The following is an 18,910-nucleotide window of genomic DNA, read 5'->3' as shown; positions in this document are numbered from 1 at the left end:
GTCCCACTAGGAGGCTATTTCGGGCATTGCATCCCTATTTCACTCCTAAACGTCTCGCACCCATACTTGGTATTGTACTGTATTGCCGTCAAATGTTAACCTAATTTGAGATGAAATCATGCTCTTATTGACCTGTACAGTTGGACTCGCATTGCTGAACTCATGGGGAATTTTGCTAATCTAACAGCCAGTTCTGAGGTTTTGGGACTTAATGAGCAGGCGGGAACTTGTCTGGCTTGTGGACGTTTCTCTGAGGCGATCGCAGCTTGTCATCAGGCCATCAAAACCCAGCCCCACCATTTTGGAGCTTATCATATCCTCGGTCAAGTGTTGCAAGCCCAGCATAAAAACTCGGCGGCGGTTAGGGCCTATCGTATCGCCCTAGAACTTAATCCTGATTGTACTAAGGCTCAACAGGGTTTATCACAAATTCTGTCTGGGGAGGATTTATGGTTTCCTCCAGGAGATTATGTCTCCTCTGGGTTGAGGAAAATTAAATGCGATCGCTATTTTCCTAATTTAGTGGTTGATAACATTAGTTCTAAGTGGCAATATCACCGCCGAGAAATTCCCCACAATCGCTACGTTGATCAACAATTCCCTACGGTGGGATTTATTACTAGAGATGAAGCCCATATTCTATATAATACCGCTTTACAATTTGCTGGTAAACCCGCTTTGGAAATTGGTTGTTGGTTGGGTTGGTCAACCTGTCATCTCGCTTTAGGCGGGGTGATTCTCGATGTCATTGATCCGGGTCTGGCTAATCCCGTTTTTGCTAGTCGCGTGGGTTCTGCTTTACAGGCGGCGGGAGTGACAGAAAGGGTTGAGTTAATTGCGGGTTACAGTCCCGCTAAGGTGGCGGAAATTGCTAGGAGTTGTCATCGTCGCTGGTCTCTCATTTTTATTGATGGGAATCATGAAGCACCCGGACCGTTTTTAGATGCTCAAATTTGTGAACAGGTGGCGGCGGATGATGCTTTGATTTTGTTTCATGATTTGGTTTCTCCTGATGTGTTTGCTGGGTGGAATTATTTTCGCGATCGCGGTTGGAATGTGGCAATTTATCAAACTAAGCAAATAATGGGGGTAGCTTGGCGGGGGAAAGTTAAACCTATTGCTCATCAGCCAGATCCGTCTGTTAGCTGGACTCTTCCCAGTCATTTACAATGGCAATGGATTTTAAATCATGATTCAGATTCAGTTAAAAATGATGGCTATTACTATCCAATTATTGATAAGTTAGTGGCGGATAATCCGGGACAAATGACGGTGGCAGAATATCGCTACATTGCTGATATTATTAATCACCAGTCTCCGGGAAATTTGCTAATTTTTGGTGTGGGTAAAGATAGCGGTTTATGGATGGATATTAACCGCCACGGTAAAACGGTATTTTTGGAGGATAGCCAAGGGTGGTTAACTCAGGTTAAAAATACCTATGCTGATTTAGAAGCCTATCATATAGATTACCAAACTCGGCGACAAAATTGGGCGGAATTGTTGATGAAATTTGAACAGGGGGAGGATTGTTTATCCTTGGATTTACCTAATTGGATTTATGATATATCCTGGGATTGGATTTTAGTTGATGGTCCGGCGGGGTATACACCGGAAACACCGGGGAGGATGAAAAGTATCTATCTGGCTTCTCAATTGGCTATAAAATATGGTGATACTGATGTATTTGTCCATGATTGCGATCGGCCTGTGGAAATTGCCTATACTAGCTATTTCTTTCCCAAAAATATTTTTATAAAACAAATCAATAAACTCAACCACTATAAACTATAAATGTTGAGTGAAAAGTTGATAATTATTAATGAGAATCATCAAGACAAAAAATATAGAGACGAATAGCTATGGGACAGAGGGTGTTGTAGTTCACCCAGTTCGGGTAACACCGACAAAATTAAGGTGTGTCATATTTGACTATATTTTTATGAACTATTATGATGTTGAGCCTCGACATCTGACTTAATATATAGTGACTCATGAGGAATCTTGCCCATCTCGATATCGATCGCCCTCCGACAGCTGTGGCGGTTTCACAACTCAACGCCCGGGCCAAGGCGGATCTGGCCGCGGGAAAATTAGAATCGGCGATCGCAATTTGTCACGAAGCGATCAAGTTGCAGCCTGACTGTTTCCAGACCTATTGCATCCTGGGGGGGGTGTTGCAAGCTGGAAATCAGACAGAAAAGGCGATTCGGGCTTACGAACAAGCCCTAGAACTGCAACCCCAGGCGATCGAGGTCTATCTCAGTTTAGAAGAATTGTATCGCCAGCAAGGGCATCGCGATCGAAGCGATCGCTGTCGCCAGCAAATTCGGGAACTGGAAACCCGCCGTCACCTGATCGACGGCGCGACGCAACCCAATTTGAATTATTTGGAGACATCGGGATGGGTTCAGTCTCTCAAACTTCTCGAACCTGTCAACGGGGCGCGACAGCCGATTCCCTGGTATAATTATCCGGCTATCGAGTTTGTCGAAAATCATTTGAAACCGAATTTTAATGTGTTTGAATATGGCAGCGGATACTCGACCCAATGGTATGCAGAACGGGTGGCGCGGGTGATCGCGGTGGAAAGCGATCCGAGTTGGTACGAAAAGTTGCGCGATCGGTTGACGGCGAACACCTCGATTGTCTTAATCGAAGATGAGGAGAAATATGCGGCTAAAATATTGGATTATCCTGACTGTAGCTTTGATATTGTAGTCGTGGACGGCATCAACCGCAATCAGTGCGCGATGCACAGCATTTCTAAATTGAAACCGACGGGATTTATTATTTTTGACAATACCGATCGGTACATCTACGATCGGGGCATCAAATATCTGATGAATGGCGGGTTCAAGCGGATCGATTTTTTCGGACTCGTCCCCACTCAAACTTATAAAACCTGCACGTCAATTTTCTTTCGAGATGACAGCTTTTTAAAAAATGCCCCGCTGCCCAGCGCCCGAAGCTCCTGTTTGGGAATTTCTTTGGGATATGCTGAAGCTCACAATCGCCAATATGATTCAATGTAATTATTGTGATGGAAACTCCTGTTATTTTTATTATCTATAATCGTCCTCAAACCACGGCACGAGTATTTGAGGTAATCCGGCAGGTCAAGCCGCGCCAATTATTGGTGATTGCGGACGGCCCCCGGAGCGATCGCCCGTCGGACTGGCAACGCTGTCAGGCGACGCGAAAAATAGTCGAACGGGTGGATTGGAACTGCGAAATTTTGAGGAATTATTCAGCCGAAAATTTGGGATGTCGGCGACGGATTTCGGGCGGTTTAAATTGGGCATTTGAACGGGTAGAATCGGCGCTAATTTTGGAAGATGACTGCATCCCGGATCTGACGTTTTTTCCCTTTTGCGAGGAACTGTTAAAGCGGTACGATCGCGAACCGAAAGTTATGGCAATCTCCGGAGATAATTTCCAATTCGGACGGCGATACACGGCGGATAGTTATTACTTTTCTCGCTACCCCCACTGCTGGGGTTGGGCGACTTGGCGTCGTGCTTGGCAACAGTACGACGATCGCATGAGTTCCTGGCCGCAACTCAGGGACAGTCAGTGGCTAGAAACGCTTTTTTCCGACCCCGAAGCGGTTAAATATTGGTCGGATATTTTTGAAAATAATTATCGGGGTTTTAACTCCTGGGCTTATGTTTGGACATTGACCTGCTGGAGTCGCAACGGTTTGACGATTTTACCCGCCGTCAATTTAATTTCTAATATTGGGTTTGATCGGGGTGCCACTCATACATCGAGTCCGAGCCCATTTGCCAATATGGAAACCAAATCGATGGTGTTTCCGATGGTTCACCCACATCAGATATCAGCACACCTTAAAGCTGATGAATTTACAGAAAAAATAATGTTTTCTGGTAAACATAATCCGAGGCTAATTACTCTAAAAAATACGACGCGGTGTAAGGTTTGCGGATCTACCTCTGAATTCTTTGATAGCGCCCAAATTTTAAACAAATATGATGTCGATTATTTTCAATGTGTCAACTGCGGTTTTATTCAAACTGAAGATCCCTATTGGTTGACCGAGGCTTATTCGGAACCTATCGCGGGTAGTGACGTGGGATTGGTTGCCCGCAATATGGAATTTTCCCAAATCGCAGAAAACTTGATTTTAAAACTGTTCAATCGGCGCGGAAAATTTCTCGATTACGGTTGCGGTTACGGTTTGTTTGTCCGATTAATGCGAGAATCTGGATTCGATTTTTATGGGCGCGATCGCTACTGCAAAAATCTATTTTACCAAGGCTTTGAAGGGGGTAAAAATATCGGAGAAAAATACGATTTAGTCACGGCCTTTGAAGTGGTGGAGCATTTGGCAGATCCTCTGAATGAAATTGAAGAAATTCTCGGATTTTCCCGCCACCTTTTTTTCAGTACAAAGCTGCTACCGAATCACAATCCCAAGCCCCGAGATTGGTGGTATTATGCCCTGTCGGAGGGACAGCATATTTCCATTTACACGGAGAAGGCGTTGTCCATTATAGCCCATCGGTTTAACCTCAACTTTTATACCTATGGGGACTCCCTACATTTGCTGACGGAAAAAGAGGTCGATCCGAGTCTATTCGCTCAACTGTGCCAGATCAAAGTCGGAAAAAAGCCCGGACAACTCACCGAAGCGGAGTATTTAAAGGAAATTGAAATTGCGAAAAATGCTGCCGGAAGCCGATGTCCTTTAAAAGTGATAGTTGACGGCGTTTTCTTTCAATTAAATAATACGGGAATTGCCAGGGTTTGGCGGTCGCTCTTTTCGGCGTGGGTTGAAGACGGTTTTGCTGACAACATTCTGGTTTTAGACCGGGGGGGAACTGCACCTCAGATCCCCGGAATTCGATATCGAGTGATTCCTCAATACGATTATCGTAACACGGAGGGCGATCGGCAAATGTTGCAGCGAGTTTGCGACGAAGAGAAAGCCGATCTGTTGATCTCAACTTATTATACGACTCCGGTTTCTACGCCATCTGTTTTTATGGCTTACGATATGATTCCAGAGGTCTTCGGACAAAATTTAAACTGTCGGGAATGGCGAGAAAAACATGAGGGAATTCGGCGGGCGGTTTCTTACATTGCAATATCGGAAAATACGGCTCGCGATTTGATTCGATTTTTTCCAAAAATTTTGCCCGATGCCGTGACGATCGCCCATTGTGGAGTCGAAAGCCAATTTTCTCCGGCTAGCGATGAAGAGAATGCCAATTTTAAGTTAAAGTACGGTATTTCAAAACCCTATTTTTTAATCGTCGGCGAAAGGATCGGTTGGCAAAGTGCCAAAAACACAATTTTATTTTTTCAAGCTTTTTCGCGTTTGTCAAATAGCCGAGATTTAGAAATTGTCTGCGTCGGTGGGAAGCCGACACTGGAACCGGAATTAGGGCAATATGTTTCTGAAAGTAACCTGAAAATTTTAAAATTGAGTGACGCGGAACTAAAGCCGGCATATTCCGGCGCGATCGCCTTGGTTTATCCGTCAAAATATGAAGGATTTGGAATGCCGATTGTAGAGGCAATGGCTTGCGGGTGTGCGGTGATTACCTGTCCCAACAGTTCTCTTTTAGAAGTAGCTGGGGAGGCGGCTATTTATGTCAGCGATCGCGACATCGACAGTCTTGTAAAGGCTTTGATAGACGTGCAAAAAGCCGACATTCGACAACAACTTATCGAGGTAGGTTTGGAGCGATCGCAAAAATTTTCTTGGTCTAAAATGGCGAAAATAGTTGGCAACGCCTTAAAAAAAGAGGTAGATAAAATAAAATCAAAATCTCAGTCATCTCCCCGAGTTTCCGCTATTATTTCTACCTATAACTCCGCTAATTTTCTAAGGGGATGTTTGCAGGATTTAATTAGTCAAACATTATACCATAAACAGCAGCTAGAAATTATTGTTATTGATAGTAACTCCGAGGAAAATGAGAAACAAATAGTTTCAGAGTTTCAAGCTAAATATACCCAAATTATCTACCATCGCACCGAACACCGAGAAACCCTTTATGCCGCATGGAATCGAGCCATAGAACTCGCCAAAGGGGAATATATAACTAATGCTAACACTGATGATAGACACCGTTTTGATGCTTTAGAATTAATGGCTAATTATTTAGACCAGCATTCTGATGTAGCCGTAGTATATGGCGATCAACTTATCACCCACAACCCCAACGAAACCTTTGAGAATACCCAAGCTAACCAACGCTGGAACTGGCCAGAGTTTAGTTATCAAGAATTAGAACGCCGCTGCTGTCTCGGTTCTCAACCTATGTGGCGGAAATCTCTCCATCAAAAATATGGCAATTTTAACCCAGAATTTAAAGTAGCGGGAGATTATGAGTTTTGGCTGAGAATTGGTAAAACTGAAAATATCGCTAAAATACCAGAAATTTTGGGGTTATATTTTCAGAACGATCGCGGTTTAGAAAATGCCGATCGCACTGCTGAATTGGAACTCAATCAAATTTTAAATCAATATGGTATTACTCAGCGAGTTATCCAGCGTCAAACTTCTATACCCGTTTCTTACAGTCATGGTCTGAACTCAGACGAACCCCTGGTTTCTATAATCATCCCTTGCTATAACCAGGGTCAATATTTGGATGAAGCGATCGCCAGTGTTGTGGCTCAAACTTATTCTAATTGGGAATGTTGGATCATCAATGATGGTAGTCAAGATCAGACAAGTTCCGTAGTTAAACGGTGGCTGGAAAAATATGGCGATCGTCAATTGAACTTAATAGAAACCCCAAATAGAGGAGTTGTCAGCGCCAGAAATCTGGGATTTTCCAAAAGTCGGGGAGAATTGATTTTATGTGTAGACGCAGATGATAAAATTCATCCCGAATTTATAGCAGAAGCCTGTCAAATTTTGTCTAAATATCCTCAAGTTGGCTTTGTCTATAGCGACATTCAACACTTTGGGGAAAATCACGAAACCGTCAGCCATGGAGATTTTGACCTGCGCTCATTCTTGCAGCAAAATCAAGCACCAGTAACCTCTTTATTTAGAGCCGAAATTTATCGGAACATCGGAGGCTTTAAAACCGTCATGGAGGCGGGATGGGAAGATTGGGAATTTTGGATTTCCGCTTGTGAAATTGGATGGTTGGGATACCGTTTACCGAAACCCTATCTTTTCTACCGTCAGCATTCTTCTGGTTCGCGACTACAAACCTTCAGCAGCGATCGCACAACTTTAGCTATCCAGAAAGCTAGAATTATTCAACTACACCCAAAATTGTATAATGTTGATGCGTTCATTTGGTCTTATAATATTCTGAGTCAATTGGAATCTGTCGGTAACCCAGTATCTCCAATGAAATCCCCTAAATTTCCATCCATTCCTTCGGTTTCTAACTCCATAAATCGTCCTCTGTGGTCGATTATGATTCCCACTTATAACGGCGATACCTATTTGGAAGAAACCCTCAATAGTATTTTAGAACAGGATCTAGATCCGCAGACTACCGAAATCGAAGTTGTTGACGACTGTTCCACCGCCGGAGACACAGAAGCGATCGTCAAAACTGTGGGTCGAGGTCGCGTTAAATTTTACCGCCAACCCCACAACTTGGGATTAGTTGAAAACTGGAATGCTTGCATTAATAGGAGTCGCGGTCATTGGGTGCATATTCTGCACCAAGATGACCGAGTATTACCAGGATTTTACCGCCAGATTCAACAGGTTTTTGAGGCTTTCCCCGAAGTCGGTGCTGTGTTCTGTCGCCATTATTATATTGACAACAGCGGCAAGTTTAAATTACTCTCTAATTTAGAACAGGAAAACCCCGGTATTTTGAATAATTGGCTGGAACGAATTGCCGTCCGCCAGGAAATTCAATTTCCCTCTATTGTCGTCCGACGCAGCGTTTACGAACACCTGGGGGGGTTTTATCCTCCGGTGGGTTATGCTGCGGACTGGGAAATGTGGAAACGCATCGCCAGTTACTACCCTGTTGGTTATCAACCAACCCCCTTGGCTTGCTGGCGAATGCACAGTTTGTCAGCAAGTAGTCGCTCTATTAAACAAGCAAAAGATATGGCTGATATGCAACATTCAATTGAAATTTCTGCCGAGTATTTACCACCAGATAAAACGGCACATCTTTCCCGTCAAGCTCAAGAAAATTATAGTTTATACGCGCTGCAAACTGCCCGAAAATTTTTAGAATCAGGTCAAGCCACTGAGGCGATCGCACAAATTAAAGCTGGATTGAAGTTGAGCCAATCTCCCCAAGTAAGAGATGGGGTAATCGCACTATTTATAGAATCTGAAGTTGATGCAGTTCAAGATACCCAAAAACTGGCAAGAGAGGTCGATTTAGCTGTTCAAAAATACCAAAATAATCCCCAGGACTCCGACGGTTTAAATAAATTGCGATCGCTCCGTCATCACCTAGCAGAATTATGGTTAAAATTAGAAACCGAACAACTCCCCAAGGCTTATCAGGAGAATTTAGGTCAAGCACATAAGTCGCTACTAAACTCTGGTATCAAAAACGAGATTTTCCGTGATGATGAACGCCTGTATTTTCAGGAAATTAAATCCTATTTGAGTCAAGGATTTAAGCAGCCGAAAACTTTTCAGTATTTACTCGCTGGGATGTTATATGGTCGTGCCGATCAGCTAATGCTTACCTTTGAAGAGTCTTTGATTCCCACTTGGCTGGCTGAGGACTATTTTAGATTTTTATTTGATGTCCCCCCCCTATTCCAAGAAATTGGAGACGCAGATAATTACTCCCGCTATCGGATACGGTTATTAGATTTTGTTCGGGAACGTCTCCAGCAGCAGCCAGACTATCCCCTATGGCAAAAGTTAACAACTATGTTGCTAGAAAGGGGTAATTTTATCCCTAACTATTTCGCGGATTTTAACTTAAAACCTCTGTTTTGTAGTCGCGCTGAGTTGTTTCATCTATTCCTACAAAGCCGCGATTTTCAGTTGGATTACTCCTTCCCAGAACCTCCGAGCGATCGCCAAAAAATTCGCCTAGGAATTCTTAACGACCATCTCAACCCCCAAACCGAAACTTACTTAACATTACCAGCTTTTGAATATCTCAATCGGGAACAATTCGAGATTATTTTATATGTTACCCAAGCCAACAATCATCCCCTAGAGCAATACTGTAGATCCCGCGCTGACCGTTTAGTTAGACTACCTGATGATAAGTTGGAACAAGCAGCCACTATTCGCGCTGATAACCTCGATATTTTGCTATTCGGAACTAATGTAACCGCCATTACTAAACCCGTCACCTTGTTAGCATTACACCGACTGGCGCGAGTACAAGCTACCCTATTTTCATCACCTGTTACTACCGGAATGAGATATATTGATTATTATATTTCTGGTCATCTTTCCGAGGGTGCAGAGGCTCCTAATTTCTATCGAGAAAATTTAGCGGTTCTCAACGGAACTGGCTTTTGTTTTAACTATTATGCGATCGCACCTCAACCCGCCACCGTTAAGCCTCACCGCAGCCAATGGGGAGCCAATGACCAAACAATTGTCTTTATGTCCGGCGCAAATTTCTATAAAATTATCCCAGAACAAGGGGAAACCTGGGTGAAAATTCTGGCTCAAGTTCCTAATTCGATTTTAGTGCTTTATCCCTTTGCTCCTAGTTGGAGTAATAACTATGCTAGTTCACAATTTATCCGCCGAATGCACGCCACCTTGAGCAAATACGGAGTTGCAGAAAAACGCTTAGTTTTGATTAAGTCCCTTCCCAGTCGTACCGACGTTAAAGCCTGTTTAGAACAGGGGGATATTTATTTAGACTCCTACCCCCATTCTGGCTCAAACTCCTTAGTAGATCCCCTAGAAGTGGGATTACCTGTAGTAGTTAGAGACGGAGATACTTTGCGTTCTAAACATGGTGCCGCTATGATGCGATCGCTTGGTATTCCTGATTTAATTACCGACGATGAATCATCCTATATTAGTTTGGCTGTTACCCTCGCAAATACCCCTGAATTGCTACAGTTAAAACGCCAAGCCATTCAACAGAAAATGGTGGCTAATCCTGAATTTTTGGATAGTCGCGCCTATGGTGCGAAAATGGGAGCTTTGTTAACTCAAATCTTCCAAAATTACCAATCTCAACAGCAAGTGATAGATCTAGATAATCCCCAAAAACGACAGCAGTTTTTAGCGGAATTGGTGGATCAAGTTAATCTCTATGAACTTGACCCCACTAATACTATCGTGGTAAATAAATTACAAAAAATTCGTCGTGGTATGGTAGAATATTGGTTGAGACAACCACCAGAGCGATTAGAAAATCTTTATCAACAACAAATAGGTAAAGGTTATCAAGTTTTGCTCAATAGAGGTATTCAACAACAACCCTTAAATGATGAGGAAAAAGCATTAGTTAACAATTGGACTAAGACTGCTATGGGACTGACTGAACCCCATGCAATTAATTGTTTGATGGCGGTGATGTTGTATTCTCAACCTGGTAAAATGTTGGTACGAGATGCGGTTAATCGTTTACCCGCTTGGTTGCTTCCTGATTATCAGCGGGTGTTTGAAAATGCCGATGCGATCGCTCAAATTAAACAAACCTTAGCTACCACTAAAACTCAGTCAACTCCTGTTAATTCTCCCCAGGTAACACCAACTGTCACTGCTGTAGATGTCTCAACTTTTGTCAATCGATTAATTGGGTGTGTCAAGTTATTTAAGATCGACCCCACAGATACTAATATCACCGTAGAATTGCGACAACTGCGGTGGCAATTTGCACAGTTTTGGCTGAATTTACCTGAACAAAAGTTAGAGGATATGTATCAGAGTCCCCTCGGTGATGGCTATCGCAGTTTGTTAAATAGTCGCCTGCAAAATGAAATGTTAACCCAACATGAATGGGATTTTCTACAACAAGTAGGAACCTATCTCCGACAAGGTTTAGATACACCGCGATCGCTTAATTATCTCATAGTGGCTATGCTATATTATCGGCCGGAAAAACTACAAATTCAAGACCTCTCTCGCCTTCCTAGTTATCTGCAACGGGATTATCAAAATTGGCAAAATCCCTTGAGTAGTTGATTTTAATAGTTGATAATAACTGTCGCACCCCAGTCTATTTGTAAACGAGATTTGGCACTATCTCCGTTAGCCGCAATTTCTATCCAACCGTGGGAACCAATGAGGGTTAAAAGATGACCTGGTTGCACTTCTCCATAGGTTCTATGGCTGCTAATTGTAGGACTTGGGGTGCATTCAGGAAAGCTAACATTCCAGGATTTATCTGCTACCATATCTCCCGGAATATTAGTAATTAAATTCCCAAAGCGATCGATATATTGAATACTGCCTTTAATGCTGGTTTCTGTGATTTCCAAGTTCGGCATTGACAGGGACATTAGGGTATCAGAATTGATCACAGTACCTAAATCCGTAATTTGCACACCAGAGGCGAGGTAAGCAGCCACAGGACTAAAGATATCTCGACCATGAAAAGTAGTGCTGGGTTGGGAATTTCTCCAGTATTGATGATTAGTTAATTCTACTGCTGTAATTACACCATACTGCTTAATTAAACCCCCGAATAAGCCGTTATCAGGTCCGACAACATATCCGTTAGGAAGTTGTAGTGCGATCGCCTTTCGTTCAGTTCCCACCCCCGGATCGACTACCGCCATGTGAACAGTACCTTGGGGAAAGTAGGGGTAAGCATTCATCAAACAAAACCTCGCCGCCATAAGATTTTGAGGCGGAATTTCATGGGTTAAGTCAATGACAGTTAGGTGGGGGTTAATTTGGGATAATACCCCTTTCATTACTCCCACATAAACATCACTTAAACCAAAGTCTGTTAATAGTGTAATTATACCAGATACAGACATATTTAGCACTCCTAGTCTCGGAATATTTAGGGTTTCTTGGGCTTGATACTTATGGTAGTATTTAGGACTATTCTTAGGTGGCGGCTTGTCTGGATTTTTATTAGGTAGTTCAGTTTAAACCCGTTGACCAATAAGGAGAAAAATAATCTGTGGGTGGAGATGGTTTATTCTCCAGTGTCATTTTCACAGATTTAGCGATCGCTTTGGCTAACAAAGGTGGTACAGCATTACCAATTTGATTAAACTGAGAATTTTCTGAACCCACCAACTCAAACCAATCGGGAAAACTTTGTAATCTCGCAGCTTCCCTAACTGTTAAACGTCTCCGGCGGCCATCTGGTAATAACAATCGCAACATATCACTGGTTGCGCCTGATAGGTTTCTACAGGTCAGAGTTCGGCAAGGAATATCAAGGTAAATCTCCCTAGGTTTAACACATTTAGATTTTGCTTCATATCTGCCAATATATTCTAGCATACTAGGCGTGAGAAATTTGGCCCCTATAGGAATGGTAGAAGCCGTATCATAAATAGCATCTCCAGCCGTATAAGGCATAGCTAAGGTTTCAGCTTCTGGCCAATGCCATGCTGTTTGATAAGCCACAACAAACAGGCGTTCTCGTTTTTGTGGAACACCATAATTAACAGCATTGATAAGTTTGATGTCAACCCGATAATTCAGTCTCTCAAGTTCGGCAACTATTTTCTCTAAATACTGACGATTTTTATAAAGCATTCCTCGCACATTTTCAAAGATTGCTATTGCTGGCTGATATCGTTCGATCGCATCTAGAAAAATCGGAAAGCCATCCCTAGAGTCTCTAGGACCTTTTTGTAATCCACCTACACTAAACGGTTGACAGGGAGGACCTCCTATAATCACATCAGGATGATTGCATAAATCTTGACCAATTTCTAAAGTTTGACAATAACATATATCCTGAAGATTACGAGTATACGTGGCGGCAGCATCCGCTAACATCTCATAACCGATTGTTTCAAAGCCTGCGGCTTTAAATCCTAGAGAAAAACCACCACAACCCGCAAATAAATCAAGAACAACTAACTGAGATTGTATATCTTCATTCAGTTTTAATTCTTGGTTTAAATATTCCCAATAACTCAGTCTGTTTGACATGGTATTTTTCGATTATTTACTGCCTATTCAAAACTTGTTTAAAGCCAACTCAACCTAAGCTGACTTGAAATACTCATCGATATGTTGAATAATGCGTGAGGCGGCGTGACCGTCTCCAAAGGGGTTAATAGCGGTTGCCATTTTTTGGTAAGCCTCTGGGTCCCCCAGGAGTTCGCTAGTGGCTCTGAGGATATCTTGAGGGTCAGTTCCTATTAGTTTAGCCGTTCCAGCCGCGATCGCTTCTGGACGTTCCGTAGTTTTGCGTAACACTAACACAGGCTTCCCTAAACTCGGTGCTTCTTCCTGGAGGCCACCGGAGTCCGTCAGCACTAAATAAGCATCAGCGATCGCTGCTACCAGTTGACTATAATCTAGGGGTTCCGTGAGAATTACCCGGGGATGTCCTCCTAGCATTGTCTGTAGGGGTTCCCTCACCGTCGGGTTACGGTGTAGGGGTAGCAGTATCATTGTGTCAGCATACTGATCAAGAGTTTTTAAAAATCCTTCCGCAATTCCCTCTAGGGGTTCTCCCCAATTTTCTCGACGGTGAACTGTCGCTAAAATTAGTCGATGTTTTTCTAAGTTGAGATTGGGAATATCTAATTTTGGTTGGGTTTTCGCCACAGATAATAAAGCATCAATCACTGTATTTCCTGTTTGATAAATTTCCCCGACTACCCCAGATTTTCTCAGGTTTTCAACCGCTTTCTCCGTAGGTGCAAAGTGTAATTTAGTTAGTTGAGAAATTAGACGGCGGTTCGCTTCTTCAGGATAGGGATTAAATAGGTCATCAGTTCGGAGTCCTGCCTCGACATGGCCAATAGGAATTTTTTGATAAAAGGCCGCTAAAGCCGCAGCAAAGGCTGTTGTAGTATCCCCCTGGACTAAAACCATATCAGGTTTGATTTGCTCAAAAATATTTCCTAACCCTTGTAAGCTACGATAGGTAATGTCCGTCAGGGTTTGCTGGTGCTGCATGATTTCCAGATTGCGATCGGCCTTGATCTCGAAAAGCTGCATCACTTGCTGGACCATCTCCCGATGTTGACCTGTTAAAATCACTCGGGTTTCATAATTACAATTTTGTTGAAACTTTTGGACTAGTGGGGCCATCTTAATCGCTTCTGGTCTCGTGCCAAATACTATACCAATTCGATACTTTGATGTTGACATTTCTGATTAAATAGAGTTACAATAAAAGTATAAACCAATACAAAAAAATATCAAGTCCCGTTATAAAATTCAAGTGACTAATATAGGCTATGCCCCTAACAATGCTTGATCCCCAATGCTTAAATCAACCCTTAGCCTCAATTCTTATCACTGGATTCTCCCCCCATAACCTAGAACTTTATCGGTGTATAACCGGGAGCTATGTTGATATACAAATTTTTTCGACAATGTTTAATCATCCGTGATATTTTAGCATAAAATTGTTGAGATTGTCGTACAGGCAAGCACAGAATTTGGATTAAATATCATAGTAAAATGTTCCGAATGACAATTTCATCTAATGGCTTATGATCAACGTCAAAATGAGTGATTTTAGTCGTTTCCATGAACAAGACAACTTAGACTCTGAACACCATTATCATTTTGATGGTAACTTGCACCGATTGGCAACAGCAATTGAACAAGAGAGAAAAAGATTTGCGGGGCTATCTGAACCTACGCCTGTGCTAATCTGGGCTTGTAATGCGGAAGGATCGTATACATTTTTTAATGAAGACTGGTTAGAGTTTACTGGACGTTCCTTAGAAATGGAACGGGGAGAGGGCTGGTTCCGGGGGGTACATCCTGAAGATCGCCAAAATTGTTTAATCACCTATTGGCAAGCATTCGGCGATCGCAAACCCTTCCAACAGGAATATCGGCTGCGAAGGTTTGATCATCAGTATCGTTGGATATTTAATACCGGAGTTCCCCAATGGACAGCTAACGGTAAGTTTCTAGGTTATACAGGTTCTGCCATTGATATCACCGAACGCCGCCGAGCATCAGAAGAACTCTTACATCTATGTTACCACCTGCAAGATATCCTAGATGACCGGACAACTCAACTGACCGCCACCAATGAGAAACTCCAGGAAGAAATTCAGGAACGCCTGAAAGCAGAAGCAGCCCTGGAGCGATCGCAACAGATGCTACAGCTAGTGATGGATAATATCCCAAAAGCGATTTTTTGGAAAGATCCCAACTCCGTTTATTTAGGTTGTAACCGTCGAGGAGCCTTAGAGGCTGGCGTGATTAGTTCCGAAGCCATTGTCGGGTTAACCGATGAAGATTTACCCGCCACCCGGGAGATGGCTGATTATTTACGAAAATGCGATCGCACTGTCATTGAAACCAATATCCCTCAATATCGACACATTGAAACCCGAACCCGCCCAGATGGTAAAATAGTCTACCTAGAAACCAATCGTATTCCCCTTCATGACAGCAACGGCAATATAGTTGCCATTTTAGTCACCTCTGAAGATATCACCGATCGCCAAAAAGCCGAAGAAACCCTATTAAGAATTCGCAAAGCCGTCGATAGTACCACCGATGCGATCGCCATTATGGACGCAACCGGAGTCCAAATTTATCAAAACCGAGCCTTTTGTGATTTATTTGAATACGAAACCGTCGAACAATTTAACCAACATGGAGGTCACAGAAGCCTCTATATTGATCCCACCGTCGGCGAAGCCGTCATGAGCCATATTTTAGGCGGGTATTCCTGGCAAGGAGAAGTCCACAAGCTAACCCGCAGCGGCAGAGTCATTCCGGTTCACATGAGAGCAGATGCCATCCGAGACCCACAGGGTCATTTAGTCGGGTTGATCTGCGTCAATACTAATATCAGTGAACGCCTTTCTACACAAGAAAAAATTTTCCAAACCGCTCAACAGTTAACCAGTGTCATCGAAACTGTGGGAGAAGGCATTACCCTGAGCAGTCAGACCGGAAAGTTTTGGATCTATAACTCCAAGATGGAGGAGATTACTGGCTATACCCTGGCGGAAGTAGAAAGTTCTCAGGATTTTTTGTCCCTTCTGTATCCTGACCCCCAAGCTCATCAAGATGCTCTCATGGGATTATATGAGATTTTAGAACGAGGAGGCGTGCGAGATGTGGAAACTACCATAGTCACTAAGTCAGGAGAACAGAAAACTCTTTTAGTGTCTACCTCCATTGTCGAAAATCAGAATGAGCGCCTGTTTTTGAGTGCTTATCGAGATATTAGTGAACGCAAACAGGCCTTAGAGTCTTTGCAAAAAGCCGAATATCAATATCGTAGTCTGTTTGAAAATGCGATCGAGGGTATTTTTCAGACCACCTGGGACGGTCACTATATTAATGTGAATCCAGCCTTAGCCAAAATCTATGGCTACGATTCACCCCAGGCTCTGATGACCCAACTGACCGACATTAGCCACCAGTTGTATGTTGATCCCGGTCGTCGCGCTGAGTTTATTAGCCAATTGCAGGAGTCCGATTCCATTACTAATTTTGAATCTCAGGTCTATCGTGCTGATCATCAGATTATTTGGATTTCTGAGAAAGCTAGGGCTGTCCGGGACGGCTTAGGACAACTACTCTATTATGAGGGTATGGTTGAGGATATTACTGAACGCAAGCAGGCTGAAGAAAATCTCCAACAGCAAGCCGAACGTCAACGGTTGATGCTTGTCATTACTCAACGCATTCGGCGATCGCTCAAATTGGATAAAATTTTACAGACTACTGTTAGTCAGGTTCGAGAGTTTCTCAATACTGACCGAGTCGTGATTTACCGATTTCACGATGATGGTAATGGCGTGATGGTAGTCGAATCAGTCGCCCCGGGGTGGAAGTCTGTAGTCGGAACTATTGTTACTGAAGATTGCTGGACTCCCCACTATCTCGCTGGGTTCAGCCAGGGTCAAGTCCAAGCTATGGCCGATCTATCCACTCAAGACTTCAGCCAGTGCGATATTCGTTTGTTATCAGAGTTTCAAGTACAGGCTAATTTGGTCGTTCCCATTTTGACCCGAAGGCGCAGTGATACTTCTGCCGAGTTGGGGTTTGTCGCTTCTGAACCTTATAATCGCCTCTGGGGGTTGCTCATGGTCCAGCATTGTTCTGGTCCCCGTCAATGGGAGTCAACTGCAGTCGATTTTATTAAGCAGTTAGCCGTACAGTTGGGAATTGCCATTCAACAAGCTGAACTTTATCAACAGCTTGAACGCCTGGCTACTCTTGATGGCTTAACTCAGGTTCCTAATCGCCGACAGTTTGATACCTATTTGATCACCGAGTGGCGCAGGTGTATCCGCGAATTTACCCCCATATCCTTAATTTTGTGTGATGTTGACTTTTTTAAGCACTACAATGACACTTATGGACACCAAGAGGGCGATCGCTGTTTACAAGAGGTAGCCCAGGCTTTGACTCGCTCCATTAGACGACCTGGTGATTTGGTCGCTCGCTATGGCGGCGAGGAGTTTGCTATAATTCTTCCCAATACTGATGCTGAGGGTATGTGTAATGTGGCTGGCACAATTCGTGAGCAAATCCTACAATTACAGAGAATTCATGAAACCTCCCCTATTAGTGAATATATTAGTGTCAGTATGGGCGGCGTGAGTGTTTTGCCGAATAGCAATATGCAGCTTGAACATCTCATTTCTATGGCTGATACTGCTTTATATCAAGCTAAGGCTCAAGGACGCGATCGCTTTGTTATGCACACTATGTCCTAGACTTTTCTGTATGGCTTATCGATATATCTTGTTCTATAAACCCTATAATGTCCTCAGTCAGTTTACTGATCGTGATTCTCATACTCCGTCTCGACAAACTTTGAAGGATTACATCCCTATTCCTTCCGTCTACTCAGTCGGACGATTAGACCTTGATAGTGAAGGGTTACTTTTACTGACTGATGATCGCAAACTTAAATATCGACTTGGCCAGCCAGAATTTGCTCATCCTCGTACTTACTGGGTTCAGGTGGAAAGAATACCCACTACACAGGCCTTAGAACAACTGCGACGGGGAATCACCATTCAAAATTATCGCACCCGAACAGCGAGGGTTCAACTACTATTAACTGAACCACTTCTTCCCCCTCGTATCCCTCCCATTAGATTTCGCCAAAATGTCCCTACCGCTTGGCTCGAAATTACTTTAACTGAAGGACGCAACCGTCAGGTTCGACGCATGACCGCCGCCGTCGGCTTCCCTACTTTGCGACTGGTTCGTGTCGCGATCGCTCATTTGACTCTCAATTCACTTCAACCTGGCGACTGGCGAGATTTGCACCCCCACGAAATTCAGCCGTTTTTCAGTTGATTTATTTTTTCAAAAAAAAAAATAGCCCAGCCCGTCACCGCTCCAGGGGGTTGACAAGCCGAGCGAATGGGGATATGATAGAGTCATATCCTACATAATGGGAGGCATGAGTTAAATAAAAAAATTACGCATATCCCATTATGTAATATAGTAGCAGAAGCGCCGCCCAAAAGCAAGGGTTTCCCCAAAAAAAGTGGCGCGGGGGGCCAAGATAATTTTTTTTTATTTTTCGGGATAAAATTACCTGTAGGGGCGGGTTCCGCAGTCAGCCATAATTCCCACAAGTCAGCTTGATAAACCCGCCCCCAGGGTGCTAGATCCGCCATCGGGAAAAACCAGCCAACTATATACACCCGCCCCAGGGTGCGTAGGGGCGGGTTCCGCAGTCAGCCATAATTCCCACAAGTCAGCTTGATAAACCCGCCCCCAGGGTGCTAGATCGGCCACGGGAAAAACCAGCCAACTATATACACCCGCCCCAGGGTGCGTAGGGGCGGGTTCCGCAGTCAGCCATAATTCCCACAAGTCAGCTTGATAAACCCGCCCCCAGGGTGCGAGATCCGC

At 43.6% G+C, this 18,910-nt stretch carries 9 protein-coding genes; 5 read left to right on the top strand and 4 right to left on the bottom strand.

Annotation, left to right across the window (positions count from 1 at the left end):
- The first annotated feature begins 162 nt into the window (after nucleotides 1–162).
- From ACTIE0_RS16730 to ACTIE0_RS16720, 3 genes are all read left to right on the top strand, one after another.
- Nucleotides 163–1,794: a class I SAM-dependent methyltransferase gene (locus ACTIE0_RS16730; RefSeq protein WP_006669334.1), complete on the top strand. Its 1,632-nt coding sequence runs from the start codon at nucleotides 163–165 to the stop codon at nucleotides 1,792–1,794.
- Between the two features lie 200 nt (nucleotides 1,795–1,994).
- Nucleotides 1,995–3,035, top strand: coding sequence for an O-methyltransferase (locus tag ACTIE0_RS16725; RefSeq protein ID WP_006669333.1), 1,041 nt, complete (start codon nucleotides 1,995–1,997; stop codon nucleotides 3,033–3,035).
- Between the two features lie 8 nt (nucleotides 3,036–3,043).
- Nucleotides 3,044–11,089, top strand: coding sequence for a glycosyltransferase (locus ACTIE0_RS16720; protein WP_006669332.1), 8,046 nt, complete (start codon nucleotides 3,044–3,046; stop codon nucleotides 11,087–11,089).
- Between the two features lie 2 nt (nucleotides 11,090–11,091).
- Here the strand turns inward: ACTIE0_RS16720 and ACTIE0_RS16715 are convergent, their stop codons facing one another.
- The 3 genes from ACTIE0_RS16715 to wecB all read right to left on the bottom strand — a co-directional run bounded on the left by ACTIE0_RS16715 (nucleotide 11,092) and on the right by wecB (nucleotide 14,200).
- Nucleotides 11,092–11,889 (bottom strand): SAM hydrolase/SAM-dependent halogenase family protein, encoded by a 798-nt coding sequence (locus tag ACTIE0_RS16715; RefSeq protein WP_006669331.1) that lies wholly within the window; start codon nucleotides 11,887–11,889, stop codon nucleotides 11,092–11,094.
- Nucleotides 11,890–11,998: 109 nt separating this feature from the next.
- Nucleotides 11,999–13,027 carry a DNA cytosine methyltransferase gene (locus tag ACTIE0_RS16710; RefSeq protein ID WP_006669330.1) on the bottom strand — a complete coding sequence of 343 codons (1,029 nt, stop codon included), beginning with the start codon at nucleotides 13,025–13,027 and terminating at the stop codon, nucleotides 11,999–12,001.
- Between the two features lie 54 nt (nucleotides 13,028–13,081).
- On the bottom strand, nucleotides 13,082–14,200 hold the full coding sequence (gene wecB / locus ACTIE0_RS16705) for a non-hydrolyzing UDP-N-acetylglucosamine 2-epimerase (RefSeq protein WP_008055011.1): 1,119 nt from the start codon (nucleotides 14,198–14,200) through the stop codon (nucleotides 13,082–13,084).
- Between the two features lie 347 nt (nucleotides 14,201–14,547).
- On the opposite strand from wecB, the gene ACTIE0_RS16700 reads away from it, so the two are divergent.
- Both ACTIE0_RS16700 and ACTIE0_RS16695 read left to right on the top strand, forming a co-directional pair.
- Nucleotides 14,548–17,754: a PAS domain S-box protein gene (locus ACTIE0_RS16700; protein WP_006669329.1), complete on the top strand. Its 3,207-nt coding sequence runs from the start codon at nucleotides 14,548–14,550 to the stop codon at nucleotides 17,752–17,754.
- 10 nt (nucleotides 17,755–17,764) lie between these two features.
- Nucleotides 17,765–18,346 carry a pseudouridine synthase gene (locus ACTIE0_RS16695; protein WP_006669328.1) on the top strand — a complete coding sequence of 194 codons (582 nt, stop codon included), beginning with the start codon at nucleotides 17,765–17,767 and terminating at the stop codon, nucleotides 18,344–18,346.
- 285 nt (nucleotides 18,347–18,631) lie between these two features.
- Here ACTIE0_RS16695 and ACTIE0_RS16690 read toward each other — a convergent pair.
- On the bottom strand, nucleotides 18,632–18,910 hold a 279-nt coding region (locus ACTIE0_RS16690), incomplete at its 5' end, for a hypothetical protein (protein WP_439516939.1).

Source organism: Limnospira sp. (genome assembly GCF_051859755.1).
Taxonomy (GTDB): domain Bacteria; phylum Cyanobacteriota; class Cyanobacteriia; order Cyanobacteriales; family Microcoleaceae; genus Limnospira; species Limnospira fusiformis.
This window is presented reverse-complemented; position numbering and strand designations above follow the sequence as displayed.

Bases quoted from the DNA above. Each gene is read 5' to 3' on its own strand.
- ACTIE0_RS16695 (WP_006669328.1), top strand. From the start codon at position 17,765: ATGGCTTATCGATATATCTTGTTCTATAAACCCTATAATGTCCTCAGT.
- ACTIE0_RS16730 (WP_006669334.1), top strand. From the start codon at position 163: ATGGGGAATTTTGCTAATCTAACAGCCAGTTCTGAGGTTTTGGGACTT.
- ACTIE0_RS16710 (WP_006669330.1), bottom strand. From the start codon at position 13,027: ATGTCAAACAGACTGAGTTATTGGGAATATTTAAACCAAGAATTAAAA.
- ACTIE0_RS16725 (WP_006669333.1), top strand. From the start codon at position 1,995: ATGAGGAATCTTGCCCATCTCGATATCGATCGCCCTCCGACAGCTGTG.
- ACTIE0_RS16715 (WP_006669331.1), bottom strand. From the start codon at position 11,889: ATGTCTGTATCTGGTATAATTACACTATTAACAGACTTTGGTTTAAGT.
- wecB (WP_008055011.1), bottom strand. From the start codon at position 14,200: ATGTCAACATCAAAGTATCGAATTGGTATAGTATTTGGCACGAGACCA.
- ACTIE0_RS16700 (WP_006669329.1), top strand. From the start codon at position 14,548: ATGATCAACGTCAAAATGAGTGATTTTAGTCGTTTCCATGAACAAGAC.
- ACTIE0_RS16720 (WP_006669332.1), top strand. From the start codon at position 3,044: ATGGAAACTCCTGTTATTTTTATTATCTATAATCGTCCTCAAACCACG.